The sequence below is a fragment of the Cellulosimicrobium sp. 4261 genome, from assembly GCF_040546915.1.
In the GTDB taxonomy this organism is placed as follows: Bacteria; Actinomycetota; Actinomycetes; order Actinomycetales; family Cellulomonadaceae; genus Cellulosimicrobium; species Cellulosimicrobium cinnabarinum.
Genome location: NZ_JBEPOQ010000013.1, coordinates 21,868 through 43,066, shown reverse-complemented (window position 1 = coordinate 43,066; position 21,199 = coordinate 21,868). Strand labels below are relative to the sequence as shown.

Sequence of the window (21,199 nt, the reverse complement as noted above, 5' to 3'; positions counted from 1 at the left end):
TCCGCGTGCCCGTCGCCCACCAGGTCCTGACGCACGCCGCCGACCCGGCGGTGCGCGACCGTCCCGCCCTGCGCACGCCCGAGCGGTCGCGCACCTACGCCGCGCTCGCCGCGGACGTGCGCGCGGGCGCGACGCACCTGCGCGCGTCGGGCACGCGGCCGGGCGACCTCGTCGCCGTCTCGCTGCCGGACCCGCTGGACCTGCTCACCGCCGTGCTCGCCGTCGACCACCTGGGCGCGACGCCCCTCGTGTGCGACGCCGCCTGGCCGCGCGCCCACCGCGCCGAGGTGCTGCGCACGCTCGCGCCGCGCACGTTCGTCGAGGTGCCGCTCCCGCGCGGGACCGGCACCGCCGACGGCGCGCAGCCCGTCCCGCCGCACGTCCCCGGCCCCGACGACCTCGCGTGGGCCGGGTTCTCGTCCGGGAGCACCGGCCGCCCGCGCGCGGTGGTGCGCACGCGCGCGTCGTGGGCGGGGTCGTTCGACGCCGTCACGCGGCTGCTCGGGCTCCGACCCACGGACGCGGTCCTCGTCCCCGGCCCGCTCGCGTCGTCGCTGTACTGCTTCGCCGCCGTGCACACGCTCGCGGTGGGCGCGTGCGTCGTCCTCACGCGCACCCCGGCCGCGACGACGGCGGCGCTCGCGACGAGCGACGTCGTGCACCTCGTGCCGCAGGTCCTCGACGACGTGCTCGACGCCGTCGCCGCGGGTGCGCCGTCGCGGCTGCGGCACGCGGTCGTCGGCGGGGCATCGCTCGCCCCCGGCGCACGGGAGCGGGCGCGGGGCCTCGGCCTCGACGTGCTCGCGTACTACGGCGCCGTCGAGCTCTCGTTCGTCGCCTACGACCCCGACGGGTCGGGGCTGCGCGCGTTCCCCGGCGTGGACCTGGTGGTCCGTCCCCTGCCGTCGGCGAGCGTCGGCGAGGTGTGGGTGCGCTCGCCGTGGGTGTCGCGGGGCTACCTCGCGCGCGCTACAGGACCGCTGCGGCGCGACGGCGCATGGCACACCGTCGGAGACCTCGCCGACCCGGGTCCGGAGCCGCTCGTGCTGCGCGGCCGGGGCGACGGCGCGATCCTCTCGGGCGGGTCGACGGTCGTGCCCGAGGACGTCGAGGTCGTGCTGCGGGCCGTGCCCGGGGTGCGCGACGTCGTCGTGCTCGGCACGGCGCACCGCCGCCTCGGGGCGGTCGTGACGGCCGTCGTGGAGTGCGACGACCGGTCGGGGCTGCGGGCGCACCTCGAGCGGGTCGCCCGCGCGGCGCTCGCGCCGGCCCAGCGGCCGCGGCGCTGGTACGGCACGCGGGCGCTGCCGCGGACGCCGTCGGGCAAGCCCGCGCGCGGCGCGGTGAGCGAGGTCCTCGGCGGGACGGACCTCGCACGCTCGGGCCTGGAGCCGCTGCGGTGAGCCCACGAGAGCTCGGCGCGACGGACGGCGCGCCCGACGCGACGCCCGTGGTGGTGGCCGCGCGCCGCACGTGGGTCGGCACGGCGGGCCACGGGCACCGGGCGCTCACCGAGGTGGACCTCGCGGCCGCGGCGCTGCGCGCGACCCTCGACGACGCGCGGGCGCACGGCGTCGCGGCGGACGTGGCGGACGTCGTGCTCGGGTGCTGCACGGGCCCCGGCGGGGACGTCGCGCGCGTCGCGGCGCTCGCCGCCGGAGCGGGCGTCGGCGTGCCGGGGCTCACCGTCGACCGGCAGTGCGCGTCCGGCCTCGCGGCCGTGCTCGTCGCGGCGCAGCAGGTCCGCGCGGGCGACGCGGCGCTCGTCCTCGCGGGCGGCACCGAGAGCGCGACGCGCTCGCCCGCGCGGGCCCACCGCACGCCGTGGGGCGACGTCCCGTACGCGCGCGCGGCGTTCGCGCCCGTGCCGTGGGCCGACCCGGGGATGGGCGCGGCGGCCGACGAGCTCGCCCGACGCCGCGGCGTGACCCGCGAGCGCCAGGAGGCGTACGCGGTGCGCAGCCACGCGCGCGCCCGCGCGGCGCACGACGCCGGGCGGTTCGCCGCGGAGACCGTGCGCGTCGGCCCGCCGGGCCGTGCCCTGGAACGCGACGAGCGCGCGCGCCGCCTCGACCCGGCCGTCATCGCGCGCCTCTCCCCCGCGTTCAGCGCCGGGGGAACCGTCACGGCGGCGACGTCGAGCCCGGTGAGCGACGGCGCCGCGGTCGTCGCGGTGGTCCCCGAGGCGGTGCGCCGCGACCTGGGGCTCGCGGGCCTGCGGGTCGTCGCGTCCGCCACCGTGGGCTGCGACCCGGCGCTGCCCGGGTGGGGCCCGGTGCCCGCGGTGCGCGCCGTGCTCGACCGCGCCGGCGCGCGGCTCGACGACGTCGCGGCGGTCGAGGTCGTCGAGGCGTTCGCGGCCCAGGTGCTCGCGGTCACCGACGCGCTCGGCCTCGACCCGCTGGGCGACCCCGCGGACGACGCCCGGGTGTGCCCCGACGGCGGCGCGCTCGCGCTGGGCCACCCGTGGGGCGCGAGCGGCGCGGTGGCCGTGGTCCGGCTGTTCTCCCGGCTCGTGCGCGGGGGCGCGCGGGCCGGGACGCTCGGGCTCGCGACGGCGGCCGTCGGCGGCGGCCAGGGCGTCGCGGTGCTCGTGGAGGTGGCACGGTGATCGCGCGCGCGGCGCGCGCCGTGCGGGGGCGACGCCGGGACCGCCCGGCCGAGGTCGCGCCGCCCGCACCGGAGGCCCCCGTCGAGGACACCGCCGGGGGGTGCGTGGTGCGGCTCGAGGACGTGCACGTGCGGCTCGGCGAGCGCGACGTCCTACGCGGCGTGAGCCTCGAGCTGCGCGAGCACCGGGTCGGCGTGGTCGGGGCGAACGGCTCGGGCAAGAGCACCCTGGCCCGCCTGCTCAACGGGCTCGTCGTGCCCACGGCGGGACGCGTGCTCGTCGACGGCCTCGACACGCGCCGCCAGGGCGCGGCGGTGCGACGGCGCGTGGGGTTCGTGTTCACCGACCCGGACGCGCAGATCGTCATGCCGACCGTGGCGGAGGACGTCGCGTACTCGCTGCGCGGCGTCCCGGCGGACGAGCGCGGCGAGGTCGTGCGGCGCGCCCTCGCCGCGCGCGGCCTGGCCGAGCACGCCGACCATCCCGCGCACCTGCTCTCGGGCGGGCAGAAGCAGCTCCTCGCGCTCACCTCCGTGCTCGCGGCGGGCCCGCGCCTCGTCGTGGCCGACGAGCCGACGACGCTCCTCGACCTGCGCAACACGCGGCGCGTCGCCGCGGAGCTCGCGTCCCTCCCCCAGCAGGTCGTGCTCGTCTCGCACGACCTCGCGCTCATGGACGCCATGGACCGCGTCCTCGTGGTCGACGGCGGGCGCGTCGTCGCGGACGACGCGCCGGGCCCGGCCGTCGCGCACTACCGCCGCCTGGTCGACGCGGGGCCGGGGTGACGGCGGGCGGCTACCGGCCGGGGACCTCGGTGCTGCACCGCCTCCCGGCCGGGGCGAAGCTCGTCGGTCTCGCGGCGGCGTCGGGCGCGGTGCTGCTCGTGTCGTCGCCGGTCGCGGTGGGGGTCGTGGTCGTCGTGGTCGCAGCGCTCTACGCGGTGGCGGGGGTGGGCACCCGCGCCGCGTGGGACCAGGTCCGGCCGCTGCGGCTCGTCGTGCCGGTGCTCCTGGCGGTGCAGTGGTTCGCGCTCGGTCCCGCCGCCGCGGTGGTCCTCACGACCCGCCTCGTGGCGCTCGTCGCGCTCGCGGGGCTCGTGCTGCTCACGACCCGCACGGCCGCGGTGCTCGCCGCGATCGAACGCGGCCTGCGCCCGCTCGGCCGCGCGGGGGTCGACGTCGGCCGCGTCGCGCTCGTCCTCTCCCTCGGCGTGCGCTCCGTCCCGGTGGTCGCGGCGCTCGCGCAGCGCGTGCGGGACGCGTGCCGCGCGCGCGGCCGGGAGCACGACGTCCGGGCCTTCGCGGTCCCGCTCGTCGTGGGCGCCCTGCGCCAGGCGGACGCGCTGGGCGACGCGCTGCGCGCCCGCGGCCTCGACGACTGAGGCGGACCCGTCGGCGTCTCGCTGCCGGTGGTGCGCCCGCCGGTGGGTCCCGCTACCGGGCGCGGGCGACGGCTGGACGGCGGCGAAGCCCGCGCAGGGCGAGCGCCGCGGCGACGGCGATGCCCGCCACGGTGACGACGAGCAGCGCCCGGTAGTCCACGACCCCGACGAGCGCGGCACCCACCACGGTGAGCAGGAGCTGGGGCACGTTGAGCAGCATGGTGCTCGCCGCGGCCACCCGGCCCTGGAGCGCGGGCGGCGTGCGGAGCTGGCGCTCGGTGACGAACCCGACGATCGCCCACGTGACGCCGAGGCCGACGCCGCCGAGCCCGACGACGACCGCCACCACGCTCGTGCCCGTCGCGGGGACGATGCCGAGCGCGAGCACGAGCAGGCCCAGCGCGACGAGGCGCTGCGCCCCCCACCGGGCCACGAGCCGGGCGGCGGTGAGGCCGGCCACGATCGCGGTCATCGCCTGGACGGACGACACCGGCCCGAGGAGCGCGGCCGGGAGCCCGAGGCCGTCCTCGACGATCGCGAGGCTCACGGCGTTGAGCAGCCCCACCGCGCCGAACGCGACGACGAGCGCGACCGTGAGCACGCCGAGCGGGGCGGTCCGCGCGAGGTGCCGGAAGCCCGCGGTCACCTCGGCGAGGTACGGCTCGCGCTCGTCGGCGGGCGGGGTCTCGCGCACCCGCACGCGCGCGACCACCCCGGCCGCGACGACGAACGCACCCGACGCGGTCAGGACGAGCGGCCACACGCCCGCGAGGGAGTACGCACCCGCGCCCACGACGGGCATGAGCAGCCGGAACACCTGGTCGATCGTCGTGAGGCGGCCGTTCGCGGCGGCGAGCGCGTCGTCGGGCAGCATGTCGCGCACGAGCCCGGACTGCGCCGCGGACGTCGCGAACCCGACCCCCGAGTACACGACCGTGACGAGGAGCACGAGCCACACCTGCCCCGGCCCGCGGACGAGGAGGAGGGCGAGGAGGACGACCGCGCCGACGAGGTACGTCGCGACGAGCATCCGGCGGCGGGACACCCGGTCGGCGAGCTGGCCGAGGAACGGCGACGCGAGCGCGGGAAGGCCCAGCGCGGCGAACACGAGCCCGGCTGCGCCGTTCGAGCCCGTGAGGTCCTTGACCCACACGGCGAGGATGATCGCGAGCACCGAGTCGGCGAAGTTGGTGAACCCCCACGCGACCGAGAGCAGGCGGAAGGGTCGCCCGCGGAGCGCGGCCCGCGCGTCCGCTCCCGGCGTCGTGGCCCCGCTCCGCGGCGCGACCGTTGCGGTCGGTGCGGTCGGTGCGGTCGGTGCGGTGTCCGCAGTCGGTGCCGCGGCCGCCGGCTCGGGCGGGGCGGTCACCGGTGGTCCGCGGGCAGGTCGGCGTTGACGACGGCGAACAGCCGCGCTGGCCGGGCCCCCTCGGGGCGCAGCGACGGGTCGTCCCAGCGCCCGGCGAACCGGTCGGTGAGCGCCTCGACCTCGCGCGCGAGCGCGTCGAGCTCCTCGCGCGTCGCGTAGAACGACGACGAGCTGAGCGTCGAGGCGAGCAGCCACCGCGGGTCCTCCGCCGCGGCGCCGGCGAGCCACGCCCGCACGCGCGCCGCCTCCTGGCCGAGCACGAGGTCGGCCACGGCGCTCGCCGCGGGCAGCGACTCGGGCACGTCGGGGTCGAAGCGGGTCTGGCGCCCGCGCCCGACCGTCCGCCAGGGGCGCTCCTTGCCCCGCCGCTCGGCGGGCTCGACGTAGCCGTACTTCGCGAGCATGCGCAGGTGGAACGAGCAGCTCGCGACGGACTCGCCCGTCGCCTCGGCACAGCGCGTGGCCGTGACCTCGCCCTCGTCGTCGAGCAGCGTGAGGATCCGCAGACGCAGGGGGTGCGCGAGGGCGCGGATGCTCGCGGGGTCGCTCGCGACCACCGGTCCGGGCGGGGACGTGCTTGCGGAGGCGCCCTGCCCAGGGTGGTCGGCGGCGGTCGTCATGGGGACGACGCTACGTCACGAAAGATATCTTGCGCAAGACTTCTTTCCTAAGAGCCCTCAGGCCCCGCCTCGACCGGTCGCGCCCGCGCCCGGAGGTCGTGCACCCGGCTCACGACGACGACGACGCCGAGCACCGCCACGGCGAGCGCGAGGCCCGCGAGGACGTCGGTGAGGAAGTGGTAGCCGAGGTAGAGGCGGCTCAGCGCCACGGTCCCGACGACGAGCACCGACGCCACGACCCAGACCGTCAGCACGCGAGCGTCGCGGTGGCGGTGCCACACGAGGTAGCCGCCGACGAGCACCAGGGTCGCCGCGCCGATCGTGTGCCCCGAGGGGAACGAGAACGACCGCTCGACCCCGGCCACGACCATCGAGGCGTCCGGCGGGCGCGGACGGGCGATCACCGCCTTGAGCACGCTCGAGACGAGCGTCGCGAGCACCATCGCCCCCGCCAGCAGACCCGGTTCCCACCAGGTCCCCGAGCGCCGTGCCCACACGACGCACCCCACCGCCACGAGGAGGGGCAGCACGAACGGGCCGAACACGGTCGTCACGACCGTCAGCACCCCCGTCGCGACGGGGGTGCGGTGCGCCACCATCCAGGCCAGCAGCGGCTCGTCGAAGCTCCAGAGGTCGTCCCGCTCCCGGACCGAGTCCAGCAGGCCGGCGAAGCCCAGGACGCCGACCAGGACCAGGAGCAGCCCCGGCCACACGCTCGCGAGCACCGCCCGCGGCGACGTGCCCTCCTCCGACCCGCTCGTCGTCGCTCCCATCCCCGGAGGCTACGGAACGCGGGCCGACGACGCAGGGCGGCGGGGGCCCCGGGCGAGACCCCGGCGAGGGGCAGGACGGTCCCCCGCGAAAAACCCGTGCGCCGCCGGCGCCCGTCGTGGTCGTATGAGCACACACCGCGGTGGCGTCCGTCCGGTCCGTACCGGGCGGTGGAGGGTCCGGCCAGACCCACGAACCCAGCGTCACGAGAGCAGCACCATGCATCCCTTGATCACGTACGACGTGGCGGCCCTCAGCCGTCGCGAGCAGCTGCAGGAGCAGACCCTGCGCCGGTCGCAGCTGCGCCGCACCACGACCCGCGTCCCGGCGCACACCCGGCAGGCCCGCCTGTCGCGCCGCACCGCATGACGCGCACCGAGCGCTCGGCACGCCGGGGGCACACCCCGCCGGGCGAGAGCGCGGCACGTCGAAGGCCTCGGCCGTCCGGACCCTCCGTGGACCGGACCGCCGGGGCCTTCGTCGTGCGGGCGTCGTCGGACCGCTCGCACCGCGGCGGCCGGGTTGACACCCGCCGCGCGACTAGGCTGTGGGCGTGAGCCCTGTGAACGCGAACGAACGCATCGTCTGGATCGACTGCGAGATGACCGGGCTCGACCTGGGCGCCGACGCCCTCGTCGAGGTCGCCGCGGTCGTCACCGACTCCGAGCTCAACGTGCTCGGTGACGGCGTCGACGTCCTGGTCCGCCCGCCGGCCGAGGCGCTCGAGCAGATGGGCGACTTCGTGCGCCAGATGCACACGACCTCCGGTCTCCTCGACGAGCTCGACGAGGGCCTGACGCTGGCCGAGGCCGAGCAGCGCGTCCTGGACTACGTCCGCACCTGGGTGCCGGAGCCCGGGAAGGCGCCCCTCGCCGGGAACTCCGTCGGGACCGACAAGGCGTTCCTCGACCGCGACATGCCGGCCCTCATGAGCCACCTGCACTACCGGATCGTCGACGTCTCCTCCGTCAAGGAGCTCTCCCGCCGCTGGTACCCGCGCGCGTACTTCTCCTCGCCCGAGAAGCACGGCGGGCACCGCGCGCTCGCCGACATCCTCGAGAGCATCGACGAGCTGCGCTACTACCGCGCCGCCGTCTTCGTCCCTGCGCCGGGCCCGGACTCGGCGACCGCCCGCAAGATCGCGGAGCAGGTCGTCGCGACGAGCGTGACCCGGGGACGCACGCGGCCGCACGAGCCCGGCGAGAGCGCCGCCACGACCGCCGACGACGCCACCGTGGCGACCGTCACAGGGGCCACGGAGGCCTGACGCGAGAAAGGCGTCCGGGAGCACCCCGCAGACCGGGTACACTTTTCGACGGCCGGTGCTCCAGGCGCCGGTCCGTGAGCACGGCTCACATGGTGGGTATAGCTCAGCTGGTAGAGCACCTGGTTGTGGTCCAGGGGGTCGCGGGTTCAAGTCCCGTTACTCACCCCAGACGACGAGGGCCGGTCTCCTGACGGAGACCGGCCCTCGTCGCGTCCGAGCCCGACGCGCTCCCCGGCGGCGCGCTCCGGGGCTTGCTCATGGCGCCCGGTGCGACGCGACGGCGAGGACGCCGCCGAGGCCGATCATCATCCCGCCGCCCGCGGCCCGCACCGTGCCGAGGCGCCGGGGCGAGGACGCGAACCACGAGCGGGCCGCGCCCGCGGCCAGCGCCCAGACGCTGTCGCACACGAAGGCGATCACGGTGAAGACGAGGCCGAGCACGATCATCTGCGCCGGCACGCGCCCGGCGTGGAAGTCGGTGAACTGCGGCAGCACGGCCACGAAGAACACGATCGTCTTGGGGTTGCTCACCCCGACGACGTAGCCCTGCCGCACCACGCGCCACCAGGGCTCGCGGACGGGAGCGGCGTCGACGGTGACGGCGCCGTCGCGCCGGTGGCGGATCGCCTGGGCGCCGAGCCACACGAGGTAGGCCGCACCGACGAGCTTGACGACGGTGAAGATCGCGACCGACGTCGCGACGACCGTCCCGACCCCGAGCGCCACGGCGACGACGAGCGTGAGCGCGCCCAGCTCGTTGCCGAGCACGCTGAGCACGCCGCCGCGGTGACCCAGCGCGAGCGAGCGGCCGACGACGAAGAGCACGCTCGGGCCCGGGATCGCGACGAGCACGAGGGAGGCGAGCGCGAAGGCGAGGAGGGCGTCGAGGTGCGGCACAGCGCAACGATAGGCCTCGGCGTGACGCACGTCACGGGCACATCCCGCCCGCCACCGGACGCGCGCCACGAGCGGACCGAGGGGGCCGGGCGGCCCGCGCGGTCCGGGTGCGGCGTGTCGGTGGTTCGTCGTACGGTCTGGGGGACGCGCGGCATCGCGCTCGACGAGCCGAGCCGCGGTCGTGGTTGGGTGGAGGCCGTTCACCGACTGTCGGGAGGCAGCGCCCATGATCGAGTTCCGATCGGTCACGAAGACGTACCCCGACGGCACGGCGGCGGTCGCCGACTTCGACCTCGTCATCCCGCCGCACCGCACCACGGTGCTCGTCGGGTCGTCCGGCAGCGGCAAGACGACGCTCCTGCGCATGATCAACCGGATGGTGGAGCCCACGTCGGGCACGATCGAGATCGACGGCAGCTCCGTCCTCGACCGCGACCCGGTGAAGCTGCGGCGCAGCATCGGGTACGTCCTGCAGAACGGCGGCCTGCTCCCCCACTACAAGGTCGTCGACAACGTGACGACGGTCCTGCGCCTCGAGGGCACGCCCCGGCGACAGGCGCGCGAGCGCGCCCTCGAGCTGCTCGACACCGTCGGCCTCGACCGGGCGCTCGCGGACCGCTACCCGAGCCAGCTCTCCGGGGGCCAGCAGCAGCGCGTCGGGGTGGCGCGGGCGCTCGCCGCGGACCCGAACATCCTGCTCATGGACGAGCCGTTCGGCGCGGTGGACCCGATCGTGCGGGCCGAGCTCCAGACCGAGACCATCCGGCTGCAGCGCGAGCTCGAGAAGACGGTGGTGTTCGTCACGCACGACATCGACGAGGCGTTCCTGCTCGGCGACCAGGTCGTGATCCTGGAGAAGGGGGCGCACGTCGCGCAGATCGGTTCACCGAGCGAGATCCTCGAGAACCCCGCGAGCGAGTTCGTCGCGAGCTTCATCGGCGCCGAGCGCGGCCGTCGTGCGCTGCGCACGAAGCGGACGGCGCACGGCACGGTCCTCGTCGACGGCGCCGGCCGGACGCAGGGCGTGCTCGTCGGCGACGCCCCCGAGGGCGGCGCATGACCTGGGTCCTGGACAACCTCGACCTCATCGGCCGCCTGACCGTCGAGCACCTGCGCCAGTGCGTCGTGCCGATCGTGCTGGGCTTCGCCGCGTCGATCCCGCTGGGCTGGCTCGCGTTCCGGTTCCGCCTCACGCGCGGGCTCGTGCTCACGCTCGTCGGGCTGCTCTACACGATCCCGTCGCTCGCGCTCTTCGCGCTGCTCCCACCGCTCCTGGGCATCAGCTTCCTGTCCGAGGTCAACCTGGTGGTCGCGCTGACGATCTACGCCGTCGCGATCATGACGCGGTTCGTCGCCGACGCCCTGGCGTCGGTCGACCCGACCGTCCGGCAGGCGGCTCTCGCCGTCGGGTACGGGCCGTGGCGGCGCTTCTGGCAGGTCGACCTCCCGCTCGCCGGCCCGGTCGTGCTCGCCGGGCTGCGCGTCACCGCCGTCTCGACGATCTCGCTCGCGACGGTCGGCATCCTCATCGGGATCGACAACCTCGGCTACCTCTTCACCAACGGCTACCAGCGACAGATCGTCCCCGAGATCCTGGCCGGCGTCGTCGCGGTCGTCGTCATCGCCCTGCTCGTCGACCTGCTGCTCGTGCTCGCCGGACGAGCGGTCATGCCCTGGTCCCGGAAGGTGCGCGCATGAACGTCTTCTCCGACGCGGTCGCCTGGATCTTCTCCCCCGACCGGCTCACGGGCGCGCTCCCCCTCCCCGAGGCGATCTGGACCCACCTCGCCTTCACGTTCGTGGCGGTGCTGATCGCCGCGGCGATCGCCGTCCCCGCGGGCTGGGCCATCGGCCACACCGGGCATGGGCGGGAGGTCGCCGTCGCCCTCTCGGGCGCGGCGCGCGCGGTGCCCTCGTTCGGGCTCGTCCTGCTGCTCGTGCTCGTGCTCGGGGTGACGCACAAGATCGCGGCCTCGATCACGGCGTTCGTGCTCCTCGCGATCCCGCCGATCCTCGCGGGGGCGTACGCCGGAATCGAGGCCGTCGAACGCCGCGTGGTCGACGGCGCCCGGTCCGTCGGCATGACCGGTCGCCAGGTGCTGTTCCAGGCCGAGGTCCCGCTCGGCCTCCCGTTGCTCATCGGGGGGCTGCGGTCCGCGACGCTCCAGGTCGTCGCGACCGTCACGCTCGCCGGCTACGTCGGCAACTGGGGCCTCGGCTTCTACATCGTGCAGGGCATCCAGATCCGCGACTTCTCCCAGATCCTCGGTGCGGCCCTCGTCATCGTGGTGCTGGCCGTCGTGCTCGACGCGCTGTTCGCGATCCTCCAACGGGTCGTCGTGCCGCGCGGCGTCACGGCGGGACGGTCCGTGGAGGACTCCCCGTCCCGGCGGCGCCGCCGCGCCCCCGAACCCACCACCGCCTGACGCGGACGGCCGCTCCCCCGCCGCACGCGCCGAACCGATCCCTCCCGGTCTCCGGGACGGCCCTCAGAAAGGCAGACACATGCGCACCACCCGACGCACCGCCGCCCTCGTCGCCACCGCGGCGACCGCCGTCCTCGCCCTCACCGCCTGCGGCGGCGGGTCCGACCCGCTCGCCGAGGACACCACGAGCGCCGACGGCGGCGGCAGCGCCTCGTCCGACACGATCGTCGTCGGCTCGCAGGCCTACTACTCGAACGAGATCATCGCGGAGATCTACGCGCAGGCGCTCGAGGCCGAGGGCTTCACGGTCGAGCGCAACTTCTCGATCGGTCAGCGCGACGCGTACATGCCCGCGCTCGAGAGCGGCGAGGTGCAGGTCTTCCCGGAGTACACGGGCAACCTGCTGCAGTTCTTCGACCCGGAGACCACGGCGACGTCGCCCGACGACGTGTACGCGGCGCTCCAGGAGGCGCTGCCCGACGGCCTCACGGTCCTCGACCAGTCGACCGCGACCGACCAGGACTCCTACAACGTCACCGAGGCGTTCGCGACGGAGAACGACCTCACCAGCCTGTCCGACCTCGCCGGTCTCGACGTGCCGCTCACGCTCGGCGGCCCCGCCGAGCTCGAGCAGCGCCCGTACGGCCCGCAGGGGCTCAAGGACGTGTACGGCGTCGACGTGTCGTTCGTCGCGACGGGCGACACGACCGTCCAGGACCTCGTCGCCGGCACGGTGAACATCGCGAACGTGTTCAGCGCCGACCCGCGCATCCAGACGGAGAAGCTCGTCACGCTCGAGGACCCGGAGGGTCTGTTCCTCGCCTCGAACGTCGTGCCGCTCGTCAACGCGGACATCGCCGACGAGATCGCGGACGTCATCAACCCGGTGAGCGAGGCACTCACGCCCGAGGGCCTCGTCGCCCTCAACGTGGAGTCCACCGTCGACCAGCGTTCGCCCGAGGACATCGCCGCCGACTGGCTCTCGGAGAACGGTCTCGCCTGAGCGGGCCGGCGTCGCACGACGGCGGCCCGTCCCGGTTCCGGGACGGGCCGCCGTCGTCGTGCGTGGGGCCGGAGCAGCACCGCCGAGGACGCATCGCCGCGTCGCTGCGGGTCGTCCTGCTCGGCCGCCCGGTCGGCGCGGGTCAGCGCGCGACGCGAGCCGCGATCGCGTCGGCGAACCGGTCGAGCGAGCCCGGGGCGAGCGCGAGGAACAGCGACGGCTCGGTGAGCTCGAGCTCGATGACGACGACGCCGCCGTCGTCGTTGCCCGTGACGACGTCCACGCGCGCGTAGAGGAAGCTCGCCGGGTCCCCGCCACCGACGGCGTCGGCCGCCGCGGCGAGGGCGCGGCGTGCGACGTCGAGCTGCTCGTCGGACGCGGTGAACGGGCTCATCTCCTCCTGCTGGTAGAGGCCGCGCGTCGGGCGGTGCGGGCCGGTGAGCAGCGCGTTCTTGCGCACGGCGTGCGAGAACTCGCCGTCGACGAAGACGAGGCCCGTCTCCCCCGCGGTGTCGACGCTCGTCACGTAGGGCTGCACCATGACCTCGCGCCCGGAGACGAGCAGGTTCTTGGCGTGCTGGATGGCGAGCCCGCGCGAGTGCGCCTCGCCCGCCTGGTACCGGCCCGTGTCCTTCGCGCCCGCGCTGACGACCGGCTTGATGACGAAGTCGCCCTGGGCGGGCAGGCGCGTGTGGATCGCGCGCGAGGAGAGGTTGCGCGCCGGGTCGAGCCACAGCGTCGGGATGACGGGGATGCCCGCGCCCTCGAGCTCGCGCAGGTAGCCCTTGTCGGTGTTCCAGCGCAGCACCTGCTCCGCGTTGAGGATGCGGGGGACCCGGCTCGCCCACGCGACGAACTCGTCGCGCCGGGCCGAGTAGTCCCAGGTCGAGCGCACGACGACGGCGTCGAACGCGGCCCAGTCCACGTCGGGGTCGTCCCAGACGGCGGGCTGCGCCGCGACGCCCCGGGCGTCGAGCGCCCGCACGAGCGGCGCGTCGTCGGGGTCGAGCTGCGGGAGGACGGAGCACGTCGCGAGGGCGACGCGCGGGGCGGTGTTCTCGGTCGTCACGTCCCCGAGCCTAGGCGACCGGGCCGCGGCGCGGGCGCCGGGCCCGCGCCGGGCGGTCCCTACAGCCCGTACTCCTCGAGCAGCCGCAGCCACACCTCGCTCACCGTCGGGTACGACGGCACGGCGTGCCACAGCCTGCGCAGCGGGACCTCCCCCACGACGGCGATCGTCGCGGCGTGCAGCATCTCCGCCGCGTCGGGGCCCACGAACGTGGCGCCGACGACGACCTCGCGCGCGGCGTCGACCACGAGCTGCGCGCTGCCCGCGTAGTCGGCGGAGCGCACCGAGGAGCCCGCGACGTTCGCGAGGTCGTAGCGCACGACGCGCACGTCGAGGCCCGCGTCGCGCGCGGACGACTCGGTGTGCCCGACGGCCGCCACCTCGGGCCGCGTGAACACGACCTGGGGCGAGGCGACGGCGTCGGCGGTCGCGGCGAACCGCGACCACGGCTCGGGGTCGGCGCCGACGGCGGGCGGTCGCTCGCCCGCGGTCGGGGCGTCCTCGGCGTCGGGGTCGCCGAAGCGCGCGGCGACGACGTCGCCCGCGACGCGGCCCTGGTACTTGCCCTGGTGGGTGGTCGCGACGCGACCGGTGACGTCGCCCGCCGCGTACAGCCACCCGGTGCCGGCCTGCGACCCGAGCCCTTGGACGAGCATCGTGTCGTCGACCTCCAGCGCGCGGCCGGGCGCGAGCCCGACGGAGTCGACCCCGAGGTCCTGGGTGCGCGGCACGCGGCCCGTCGCGACGAGCACGCGCTCGGCCGTGACGGGCGCCAGCTCGGGCGCGTCCCCGCCGTCCGCGGGACCGGTCGCCGCGAGGACGAGGCGCGCGCCGCCGTCGGGCAGGGGCTCGACGGCCTCCGTCGCCACGCCGAGCCGCACGTCGACCCCCAGGTCCCGCAGCGACGCGGCGACCGCCTCGCCGGCCCACGGCTCGGTGCGCCCGAGCAGGCCACCCCGCGACAGCACGGTCACGCGCGCCCCGAGGTCGGCGAACGCGACCGCCATCTCCGTCGCGACCACTCCCCCGCCGACGATCGCCAGCGACTCGGGCACGTCCTCGACCGCGGTCGCCTCGCGGCTCGTCCACGGGTTCGCGTCCGCCAGCCCGGGGACGTCGGGCAGGACCGGCACGCTGCCGGTCGCCACGATCACCGCGTGACGGGCGGCGAGCCGGCGGGCGCGCGGCAGGTCGTCCGGGTCGGCGTCGGGCTCCTCGGCGACGACCTCCACGAGCCGCGGGCCGACGATCCGCCCGAGCCCACGAACGAGCGTGAGGCCCGCGCCCTCGACCCACGAGACCTGGCCGGAGTCGTCCCAGTCCGAGACCATCTGGTCGCGCCGCGCGAGGACGGCGGCGACGTCGAGGTCGTCGCCGACGGTGACGCCCGGGACGCCCCGCGCCTCGGCCCGCACGGCCCCCGGGCGCAGGAGCGTCTTGGACGGCATGCACGCCCAGTACGAGCACTCGCCGCCCACGAGCTCGGCCTCGACGAGCGCCACGCTCAGACCGGTGCGCGACGCGCGGTCGGCGGCGTTCTCGCCGACGGGCCCGCCGCCGATCACGATCACGTCGTAGGTCTCGTCAGGAGTGGTCGGGTGCTGCGCCTCGGACGTCATGGACCCCATCCTCGCGCGAGGGTCCCGTCGGCGCCCGGCGGTGCCGCCGGGCGGGTCAGGCGACCCGTGCCTCGTCGAGGTGGTCGAGGACGTGCCGGACGGTCCGCGCGACCGTCCACCCGGTCGTGTCGACGTGCAGCCCGCCGGGGGTCGCGCGGGCGGCGGCGGCGAACTCCTCCGGGGTCCAGGCTCCGTACGCCTGCTTGTGGCGGCCGGCGTCGCGCGCGGCGAGGGTCGCGGCGTCCGGCGTCAGCACGACGGCGAAGCACGGCCGGGTGCGCACGCGCGCCGTGAACCGCGCGAGGTCGGGGCCGAGCAGGATGTCCTGGACGACGACCGTGACGCCCGCGGCGGCGTAGGTGTCGGCCGCCTGCGCCGCGAGCGCCTGCCGCAGGTCGAGCTGGGCCCGTGCCTCGGCGGTCAGGGGCGGCGCCATCTCCGCCTGGCCGCTGACCACGAACCGCCGGAACTGGTCGCCGCGCACGTGCGCCGCGAGCGCGAACGTCCGGGCGAGCGCGTCGGCGACGGTGGACTTCCCCGAGGCCATCGCGCCGGTGACGACGAGGACCGGCGCGGGCGCCACGCCGCGGGAGGCGGCGGGGGCTGGGGTCGCGGAGGGCATGGCGGGACCGTACGACGCGGCCGGCCCACCGCGCGAGGGCTTTGCCGCACGCAGGACGCCCCCGGCCCGGGGCCGGGGGCGTCCTGCGTGCGAGGGGCCGCCGTCCGGCTAGTGCACCGTCGCCTTCTCGGCGCCCGCCCCGGTGAGCGAGCGCACCTCCATCTCGGCGAACTTCTCGGGGTGCGGCTTCTCCCTGCTGAGGAGCGTCCCGACGATCCCGAGGAGGAACGCCAGCGGGATCGACACGATGCCGGGGTTGCTCAGGGGGAAGATCGCGAAGTCGACGTCCGTGTTCTTGATCATCGACAGGCTCGCGCCCGTCACCGGGTCGACCTTGCCCGACACGACGGGCGAGAAAGCGATGAGCACCACGCACGAGATCAGCCCGCCGTACATGCTCCACAGCGCGCCCGCGGTGTTGAACCGCTTCCAGAACAGCGAGTAGAGGATGGTCGGGAGGTTCGCGCTCGCCGCGACGGCGAACGCGAGCGCCACGAGGAACGCGACGTTCTGGCCCTGCGCGAAGATGCCGCCGAGGATCGCGAGGATCCCGATGACGACGACCGTGATGCGCGCGACCTTGACCTCGCCGTCGGGCTTGACCTCGCCGCGCTTGATGACGTTCGCGTAGATGTCGTGCGCGAAGCTCGCCGCCGCGGTGATCGTGAGCCCGGCGACGACGGCGAGGATGGTCGCGAACGCGACGGCGGAGATGAAGCCGAGGAGGATCTCGCCGCCGAGCGCGAACGCGAGCAGGGGTGCCGCGGAGTTCACGCCTCCTGGCGCGGCGCTGATCGTCTCCGGCCCCACGAGCGCGCCCGCCCCGTACCCGAGCACGAGGGTGAACAGGTAGAAGATGCCGATGAGCCAGATCGCCCACACGACCGAGCGCCGGGCCTCCTTGGCCGAGGGCACGGTGTAGAAGCGCATGAGGACGTGCGGCAGGCCGGCGGTGCCGAGCACGAGCGCGAGGGCCAGCGAGAGGAAGTCCAGCTTCGTGGTACCGGTGGCGCCGTACTGCTTGCCGGGCTCGATGAGCGCCTCGCCGCCCGGGCCCGCCTTGTCGATCGCGCCCTGGAGCAGGTCGGACAGGTTGAAGCCGAACTTCGCGAGGACCCACACCGTCATGACGGCGGCGCCCGCGATGAGCAGCACGGCCTTGATGATCTGGACCCAGGTGGTGCCCTTCATGCCACCGACCAGCACGTAGAGGATCATCAGCGCGCCGACGACCGCGACGACGACGCTCTGGCCCGCCGTGGAGTCGACGCCGAGCAGCAGCGCCACGAGGCCGCCGGCCCCGGCCATCTGCGCGAGCAGGTAGAAGAACACGACGGCCAGGGTCGCGAGGGCGGCCGCCATGCGGACGGGCCGCTGCTTGAGCCGGAACGACAGCACGTCGGCCATCGTGAACTTGCCCGTGTTGCGCAGGAGCTCGGCGACGAGCAGCAGCGCGACGAGCCACGCGACGAGGAAGCCGATCGAGTAGAGGAACCCGTCGTAGCCGTTGATCGCGATGGCGCCGCAGATCCCGAGGAAGCTCGCGGCGGACAGGTAGTCGCCCGCGATGGCGGTCCCGTTCTGCGGCCCGGTGAACGACCGCCCGCCCGCGTAGTAGTCCGCGGCGGACTTGTTCTGCCGGGACGCGCGCAGCACGATGACGAGCGTCACGGCGACGAAGACGGCGAAGATCGCGACGTTGACGACGGGGTTCCCGACGTCCGTGGCCTCGGCGGCCAGGAGGTGCGCGCTCACAGCTCGTCCTCCTCGATCTCCCGGCGGAGCTCGTCCGCCTGGGCGTCGAAGCGCTTGTTGGCCCAGCGCGCGTAGATCATCGTGATCGCGAACGTGGACACGAACTGGCCGAGCCCGAGGAGGAGCCCGACCGTGACGTTCCCCCACACCCGGACGCTCATGAGGTCGTGCGCGTAGTTCGCCAGCAGCACGTAGACGAAGTACCACACGAGGAAGAGCGCGGTCATCGGGAACACGAAGCTCCGGAAGCGTCGGCGCAGGTCCTGGAACTCGGGCGAGCGTTGCACCCGCTGGTAGTCGGTCTCTTCGGCGGGCCCCGGTCCGGGGGCGGCCGTCACGTCGGTCATGACGCCTCCGTTGGCTCATTCCGTGGACAGACAGAGAGCCCGCACCCCGCGGACGGTCGCCTGTCGACGCGACCGCACGCGACACTGCGTGCCCGGGGCGACCTTCCGCCCCCGGCACAATGTGCCGTAGATCACTGTTGTCCGCAAGGACCGCGCGCGGCCGGTCGCGAGGCCGTGCCGAGCGTCAGACGCGCACGTACTCCAGGTCCGTGATCACCCGCCCCGCGGCCTCGCCCTTGCGCTCGAACCCGGTGAGCACCCGGCCCTCGAAGCGCGGCGCGACGTTCCCCGGACCGTGCGCGTTGCGCAGCCCCGGCGCGGCGTCCAGGACCTCGAGCATCTGGTCCGCGTACTCGGCCCAGTCGGTGGCGAGCCGCAGCGTCCCGCCGGGACGGACGTCGTCGCCCTCCCCCGGCGCGCGCAGGACGCGCTCGGCCAGCGCCGCGAACGACGGCGTCACGAGGCGACGCTTGTGGTGGCGGGACTTGTGCCAGGGGTCGGGGAAGAACACCCAGAGCTCGTCGACGCTCCCCGCGGGCAGCGTGGTGGCGAGGACCTCGGCCGCGTTCGCCTGGACGAGCCGCACGTTCGTCAGGTCGCGCTGCGACGCGCGCAGCACGGTCTGCGCCAGCCCGGGCGCGTACACCTCGACGGCGAGGAAGTCCGTGCCCGGCTCGCGCTCGGCGGCGGCGACGACGGCCTCGCCCTGGCCCGAGCCGATCTCGACGACGAGGCGCGCGTCGCGCCCGAAGATGGCCGCGACGTCGAGCACGTGGTCCGGGTCCACCGACGTGCGCGCGACGTCGCGCGGCACGTCGACGACGTAGCGGTCGCGGTACGCGTCCCAGGCGCGCTGCTGGCGCGGCGCGAGGCGGCCGCTGCGCCGCACGAACGACACGGGCTGGGTGCGGTAGCGCGGGCGGGCGTCGCCGGTCCCCGGGGTCGCGGAGGGGGCGCCGGTCACGGGCTCGTCGAGGGTGTCGGGGGTCGGTTCGGGCACCGCACCAGGGTACGGGCGCCTCGCGGGGGTCGTGCCGCGCGAGGCGCCCGGCCCGTCAGACGTACGCCGCGTACGCGGGCAGGTCGAGCACGCCGTTGCCCGACAGCCCGAGGACGATCACCTCGGGCTCCGTCGCCGCGCGCGCGTGCGCGACCGCCGCCGCGACGGCGTGCGTCGGCTCGGGGGCGGGGATGATGCCCTCGCTGCGCGCGAACAGGGTCCCGGCCGTGAACGCCTCGTCCTGGTCGACGGCGACGGCGTCCATGAGCCCGAGGTGGACCGCGTGCGACACCATCGGCGACATGCCGTGGTAGCGCAGGCCGCCCGCGTGGATCGCGGGCGGGACGAAGTCCTTGCCGAGCGTGTGCATCTTGAGCAGCGGCGTGAGGCCCGCGACGTCGCCGAAGTCGTAGCGGTACTCGCCCTGGGTGAGCGACGGGCACGCGGCCGGCTCGCACGCGACGAGCCGCGTCGTCGTGCCCTCGCGCAGGTTGCGGCCCAGGAACGGGAACGTCAGGCCCGCGAGGTTCGACCCGCCGCCCGCGCAGCCGAACACCACGTCTGGCGCGCCCTCGCCCGCCTCGTCGAGCTGGACGAGCGCCTCCTGGCCGATGACGCTCTGGTGCAGCATGACGTGGTTGAGCACGCTGCCCAGCGCGTAGTGCGCCGTGGGGTCCTTCGCGGCCGTCTCGACGGCCTCGCTGATCGCCATGCCGAGCGAGCCGGTCGTCCCCGGGTCCGCGGCGAGCATCGCTCGCCCGGCCTCCGTGAGGTCCGACGGCGACGGGTGGCAGATCCCGCCGTAGACCTCCATCTGCGCGCGGCGGTACGGCTTGGAGTCGTACGACGCGCGCACCTGCCACACCTCGACGTCGAGCCCGAGCAGCGCGCCCGCGAACGACAGCGAGGCGCCCCACTGGCCCGCGCCCGTCTCGGTCGTCAGCCTCGTCGTGCCCTCGAGCGCGTTGTAGTACGCCTGCGCGACGGCGGTGTTCGGCTTGTGCGAGCCGACCGGGCTCACGCCCTCGTACTTGTAGTAGATCCGGGCCGGGGTGCCCAGGGCCCGCTCGAGGCGCCGCGCCCGCACGAGCGGGGACGGCCGCCACAGCGCGTAGATCTCGCGGATCGTCTGCGGGATCTCGACGTAGCGCTCCGTCGTCACCTCCTGCTGCACGAGCGCGAGCGGGAAGAGCGGCGCGAGGTCGTCGGGCGTGAGCGGCTCGCGCGTGCCCGGGTGCAGGTGCGGGGGCACGGGCTCGGGGAGGTCGGCCGCGAGGTTGTACCAGTGCGTCGGGACGGTCGAGGGCACCTCGGCGCCCGTCGGCTCGAGGGACCGGACGGGCAGGGCCGTCGGCGGGGTCTGCTGTGTCGTCATGCTCGGCTCCAGCTCAGGGGACGGCCGCTGGGCCGACGACGCGCGCACCGGGTTCACCGAGGCCGCCCACGTCGTCGGGGCACGGCCGGATGAGGTCACCGGCCGTCAGGCGGCCGGCCACCAGGGGGTCACGGACGGGTGCGTCACGAGGCCGACCCTACCCCCGCGCGCCCGCTCGGGACCACCGGCGCCCGGGCGGGGACGATCGGCTCTCGCGCGCGCGGGTGCGCGCGCGCTGGGATGGGAGCAGACGCCGGACGACGGCAGGCCGGCGCGGACGGAAGGGAGCCGTCATGGTCAGCAACCACGTCCCGGGCAGGTTCGAGGGCCGCACGGCGATCGTCACCGGCGCGGGCGCCGGCATCGGCCGCGCGACGGTCGAGCGGCTGCTCGCGGAGGGCGCACGCGTCGTCGCCACCGACGTCCGGGAGGACCGCCTCGAGAAGCTCGTCGCCGACGTCGGCACAGACGCGCTCGTGACCGTCGCGGGCGACGTGAGCGCCCAGACCACGATCGACGCGGTGGTCGCCGCCGCGGGCGGCCGGGTCGACGCCCTCGCCAACGTCGCCGGCATCATGGACGGCTTCCTGCCGAGCGCCGAGGTCGACGACGCGACGTGGGACCTCGTCATGACCGTCAACGTCACCGCGGTCATGCGCCTCACGCGCGCGGTCCTGCCCCTCATGCTCGAGGCGGGGAAGGGCTCGATCGTCAACGTCGGGTCGGAGGCGGGCTCGCGCGCGTCGGCGTCGGGCACCGCGTACGCGACGTCGAAGCACGCGGTCGTCGGCTTCACGAAGAGCACCGCGTTCTTCTACACGCCCCGCGGCGTGCGGGCGAACGTCGTGGCCCCCGGAGCCGTCGCGACGAGCATCGAGGCGCCGTTCCGCTCGCAGTACGCGGGCGAGCGGCTCGGACCGGTCATGGCGACGACGGTCCCGCCGGCCGCGAGCGCCGACGAGCTGGCCGCGGCGATCACGTGGCTCCTGTCGGACGACTCGGCCAACGTCTCGGGCGCCGTCCTGCACAGCGACGGCGGGTGGGCCGCCGTCTGACCGTCCCGCTCC

At 75.4% G+C, this 21,199-nt stretch carries 22 protein-coding genes and 1 tRNA gene; 12 read left to right on the top strand and 11 right to left on the bottom strand.

All coding sequences use genetic code 11. The annotated features are described in order from the left end of the window. Nucleotides 1–5 precede the first annotated feature (5 nt). From ABIE39_RS15095 to ABIE39_RS15080, 4 genes are all read left to right on the top strand, one after another. The gene (locus ABIE39_RS15095; protein ID WP_354052384.1) at nucleotides 6–1,403 is read left to right on the top strand and encodes a class I adenylate-forming enzyme family protein; all 1,398 of its coding nucleotides are present in this window, start codon (nucleotides 6–8) and stop codon (nucleotides 1,401–1,403) included. Next, nucleotides 1,400–2,611, top strand: coding sequence for a thiolase family protein (locus ABIE39_RS15090; RefSeq protein ID WP_354052382.1), 1,212 nt, complete (start codon nucleotides 1,400–1,402; stop codon nucleotides 2,609–2,611). The genes ABIE39_RS15095 and ABIE39_RS15090 overlap by 4 nt, the downstream gene beginning before the upstream one ends. 104 nt (nucleotides 2,612–2,715) lie before the next feature. Further along, nucleotides 2,716–3,396: an ATP-binding cassette domain-containing protein gene (locus ABIE39_RS15085; protein WP_175008220.1), complete on the top strand. Its 681-nt coding sequence runs from the start codon at nucleotides 2,716–2,718 to the stop codon at nucleotides 3,394–3,396. Nucleotides 3,397–3,425: 29 nt separating this feature from the next. Further along, on the top strand, nucleotides 3,426–3,992 hold the full coding sequence (locus tag ABIE39_RS15080; RefSeq protein ID WP_354052380.1) for a CbiQ family ECF transporter T component: 567 nt from the start codon (nucleotides 3,426–3,428) through the stop codon (nucleotides 3,990–3,992). Between the two features lie 52 nt (nucleotides 3,993–4,044). On the opposite strand, the gene ABIE39_RS15075 is transcribed toward ABIE39_RS15080, so the two are convergent. The 3 genes from ABIE39_RS15075 to ABIE39_RS15065 are packed head-to-tail and all read right to left on the bottom strand — an operon-like array spanning nucleotide 4,045 to nucleotide 6,754. Continuing rightward, nucleotides 4,045–5,361 (bottom strand): MFS transporter, encoded by a 1,317-nt coding sequence (locus tag ABIE39_RS15075; RefSeq protein ID WP_354052378.1) that lies wholly within the window; start codon nucleotides 5,359–5,361, stop codon nucleotides 4,045–4,047. Continuing rightward, nucleotides 5,358–5,981 carry an ArsR/SmtB family transcription factor gene (locus tag ABIE39_RS15070; protein ID WP_209827477.1) on the bottom strand — a complete coding sequence of 208 codons (624 nt, stop codon included), beginning with the start codon at nucleotides 5,979–5,981 and terminating at the stop codon, nucleotides 5,358–5,360. The genes ABIE39_RS15075 and ABIE39_RS15070 overlap by 4 nt, the downstream gene beginning before the upstream one ends. 47 nt (nucleotides 5,982–6,028) lie before the next feature. Then, nucleotides 6,029–6,754, bottom strand: coding sequence for a phosphatase PAP2 family protein (locus ABIE39_RS15065; RefSeq protein WP_175008091.1), 726 nt, complete (start codon nucleotides 6,752–6,754; stop codon nucleotides 6,029–6,031). 226 nt (nucleotides 6,755–6,980) lie between these two features. On the opposite strand from ABIE39_RS15065, the gene ABIE39_RS15060 reads away from it, so the two are divergent. From ABIE39_RS15060 to ABIE39_RS15050, 3 genes are all read left to right on the top strand, one after another. Next, nucleotides 6,981–7,121, top strand: a complete 141-nt coding sequence (locus tag ABIE39_RS15060) for a hypothetical protein (RefSeq protein ID WP_157446647.1) — start codon at nucleotides 6,981–6,983, stop codon at nucleotides 7,119–7,121. A 184-nt stretch (nucleotides 7,122–7,305) separates the two neighbouring features. After that, on the top strand, nucleotides 7,306–8,019 hold the full coding sequence (gene orn / locus ABIE39_RS15055; RefSeq protein ID WP_209827475.1) for an oligoribonuclease: 714 nt from the start codon (nucleotides 7,306–7,308) through the stop codon (nucleotides 8,017–8,019). Between the two features lie 92 nt (nucleotides 8,020–8,111). After that, a tRNA-His gene (locus tag ABIE39_RS15050) sits at nucleotides 8,112–8,187 on the top strand. A gap of 87 nt (nucleotides 8,188–8,274) precedes the next feature. Here the strand turns inward: ABIE39_RS15050 and ABIE39_RS15045 are convergent. After that, nucleotides 8,275–8,916, bottom strand: coding sequence for a LysE family translocator (locus tag ABIE39_RS15045; protein WP_255437030.1), 642 nt, complete (start codon nucleotides 8,914–8,916; stop codon nucleotides 8,275–8,277). 226 nt (nucleotides 8,917–9,142) lie between these two features. Here ABIE39_RS15045 and ABIE39_RS15040 point away from each other — a divergent pair, with 226 nt between their 5' ends. The 4 genes from ABIE39_RS15040 (at nucleotide 9,143) to ABIE39_RS15025 (ending at nucleotide 12,345) form a co-directional block, all read left to right on the top strand. After that, nucleotides 9,143–9,976 carry an ATP-binding cassette domain-containing protein gene (locus tag ABIE39_RS15040; RefSeq protein WP_175008089.1) on the top strand — a complete coding sequence of 278 codons (834 nt, stop codon included), beginning with the start codon at nucleotides 9,143–9,145 and terminating at the stop codon, nucleotides 9,974–9,976. After that, nucleotides 9,973–10,614, top strand: coding sequence for an ABC transporter permease (locus ABIE39_RS15035; RefSeq protein WP_175008088.1), 642 nt, complete (start codon nucleotides 9,973–9,975; stop codon nucleotides 10,612–10,614). Before ABIE39_RS15040 ends, ABIE39_RS15035 begins: the two co-directional genes overlap by 4 nt. Then, nucleotides 10,611–11,342, top strand: a complete 732-nt coding sequence (locus ABIE39_RS15030; RefSeq protein WP_175008087.1) for an ABC transporter permease subunit — start codon at nucleotides 10,611–10,613, stop codon at nucleotides 11,340–11,342. Before ABIE39_RS15035 ends, ABIE39_RS15030 begins: the two co-directional genes overlap by 4 nt. Before the next feature lie 79 nt (nucleotides 11,343–11,421). Then, a complete protein-coding gene (locus ABIE39_RS15025) occupies nucleotides 11,422–12,345 on the top strand; it encodes an ABC transporter substrate-binding protein (protein WP_108048678.1) in 924 nt (307 codons plus the stop codon). Nucleotides 12,346–12,487: 142 nt separating this feature from the next. Here the strand turns inward: ABIE39_RS15025 and ABIE39_RS15020 are convergent, their stop codons facing one another. The 7 genes from ABIE39_RS15020 to ABIE39_RS14990 form a co-directional block, all read right to left on the bottom strand. Then, nucleotides 12,488–13,414, bottom strand: coding sequence for an ATP-grasp domain-containing protein (locus ABIE39_RS15020; protein WP_354052375.1), 927 nt, complete (start codon nucleotides 13,412–13,414; stop codon nucleotides 12,488–12,490). Between the two features lie 59 nt (nucleotides 13,415–13,473). Beyond that, nucleotides 13,474–15,033 carry a dihydrolipoyl dehydrogenase family protein gene (locus tag ABIE39_RS15015; RefSeq protein WP_354052373.1) on the bottom strand — a complete coding sequence of 520 codons (1,560 nt, stop codon included), beginning with the start codon at nucleotides 15,031–15,033 and terminating at the stop codon, nucleotides 13,474–13,476. A 55-nt stretch (nucleotides 15,034–15,088) separates the two neighbouring features. Continuing rightward, nucleotides 15,089–15,655: an AAA family ATPase gene (locus ABIE39_RS15010; RefSeq protein WP_209827458.1), complete on the bottom strand. Its 567-nt coding sequence runs from the start codon at nucleotides 15,653–15,655 to the stop codon at nucleotides 15,089–15,091. A gap of 108 nt (nucleotides 15,656–15,763) precedes the next feature. Further along, nucleotides 15,764–17,410, bottom strand: coding sequence for a monocarboxylic acid transporter (locus tag ABIE39_RS15005; RefSeq protein WP_074810655.1), 1,647 nt, complete (start codon nucleotides 17,408–17,410; stop codon nucleotides 15,764–15,766). Beyond that, entirely contained in the window at nucleotides 17,407–17,757 is a 351-nt protein-coding gene (locus tag ABIE39_RS15000) for a DUF485 domain-containing protein (protein ID WP_170982087.1), read from the bottom strand. The genes ABIE39_RS15005 and ABIE39_RS15000 overlap by 4 nt, the downstream gene beginning before the upstream one ends. Before the next feature lie 184 nt (nucleotides 17,758–17,941). Next, entirely contained in the window at nucleotides 17,942–18,757 is an 816-nt protein-coding gene (gene trmB, locus ABIE39_RS14995) for a tRNA (guanosine(46)-N7)-methyltransferase TrmB (RefSeq protein WP_502914875.1), read from the bottom strand. A gap of 55 nt (nucleotides 18,758–18,812) precedes the next feature. Next, nucleotides 18,813–20,132 (bottom strand): TrpB-like pyridoxal phosphate-dependent enzyme, encoded by a 1,320-nt coding sequence (locus tag ABIE39_RS14990; protein WP_354052372.1) that lies wholly within the window; start codon nucleotides 20,130–20,132, stop codon nucleotides 18,813–18,815. Nucleotides 20,133–20,425: 293 nt separating this feature from the next. Here ABIE39_RS14990 and ABIE39_RS14985 point away from each other — a divergent pair, with 293 nt between their 5' ends. Continuing rightward, nucleotides 20,426–21,187: an SDR family NAD(P)-dependent oxidoreductase gene (locus tag ABIE39_RS14985; RefSeq protein WP_209827452.1), complete on the top strand. Its 762-nt coding sequence runs from the start codon at nucleotides 20,426–20,428 to the stop codon at nucleotides 21,185–21,187. Nucleotides 21,188–21,199 lie beyond the last annotated feature (12 nt).

Bases quoted from the DNA above. Each gene is read 5' to 3' on its own strand.
- ABIE39_RS15025 (WP_108048678.1), top strand. From the start codon at position 11,422: ATGCGCACCACCCGACGCACCGCCGCCCTCGTCGCCACCGCGGCGACC.
- ABIE39_RS15065 (WP_175008091.1), bottom strand. From the start codon at position 6,754: ATGGGAGCGACGACGAGCGGGTCGGAGGAGGGCACGTCGCCGCGGGCG.
- ABIE39_RS15010 (WP_209827458.1), bottom strand. From the start codon at position 15,655: ATGCCCTCCGCGACCCCAGCCCCCGCCGCCTCCCGCGGCGTGGCGCCC.
- ABIE39_RS15035 (WP_175008088.1), top strand. From the start codon at position 9,973: ATGACCTGGGTCCTGGACAACCTCGACCTCATCGGCCGCCTGACCGTC.
- ABIE39_RS14985 (WP_209827452.1), top strand. From the start codon at position 20,426: ATGGTCAGCAACCACGTCCCGGGCAGGTTCGAGGGCCGCACGGCGATC.
- ABIE39_RS14990 (WP_354052372.1), bottom strand. From the start codon at position 20,132: ATGACGACACAGCAGACCCCGCCGACGGCCCTGCCCGTCCGGTCCCTC.
- ABIE39_RS15070 (WP_209827477.1), bottom strand. From the start codon at position 5,981: ATGACGACCGCCGCCGACCACCCTGGGCAGGGCGCCTCCGCAAGCACG.
- ABIE39_RS15015 (WP_354052373.1), bottom strand. From the start codon at position 15,033: ATGACGTCCGAGGCGCAGCACCCGACCACTCCTGACGAGACCTACGAC.
- ABIE39_RS15030 (WP_175008087.1), top strand. From the start codon at position 10,611: ATGAACGTCTTCTCCGACGCGGTCGCCTGGATCTTCTCCCCCGACCGG.
- ABIE39_RS15040 (WP_175008089.1), top strand. From the start codon at position 9,143: ATGATCGAGTTCCGATCGGTCACGAAGACGTACCCCGACGGCACGGCG.
- ABIE39_RS15000 (WP_170982087.1), bottom strand. From the start codon at position 17,757: ATGACCGACGTGACGGCCGCCCCCGGACCGGGGCCCGCCGAAGAGACC.